We start from the raw sequence: 247 nt of genomic DNA on the forward strand, positions 1-247 counted from the left end.
CCGCCGCTCGTCACCTCAGGAGCAAGCTCCCTTGTGTTACCGCTCGACTTGCATGTGTTAGGCCTGCCGCCAGCGTTCAATCTGAGCCATGATCAAACTCTTCAATTAAAGTTCTTTTGAAAACCCCACTCTTATAAATAAGAACGACGCTTTCGGCTCAATGAATTCTGATTTCATTTAAAAGACTCGGAAGAATCAATTAAATGTTTGTACATATTACTATGAACACTCATCGTTGCATTGAGTT

1 rRNA gene is annotated in these 247 nt (G+C 42.1%); it reads right to left on the bottom strand.

The annotated features are described in order from the left end of the window. Nucleotides 1-108, bottom strand: a 16S ribosomal RNA gene (locus H5125_RS21990); the annotation flags it as partial. Between the last annotated feature and the right edge of the window lie 139 nt (nucleotides 109-247).

It is taken from the genome of Shewanella sp. SR44-4, assembly GCF_014163715.1.
Taxonomy (GTDB): Bacteria; Pseudomonadota; Gammaproteobacteria; order Enterobacterales; family Shewanellaceae; genus Shewanella.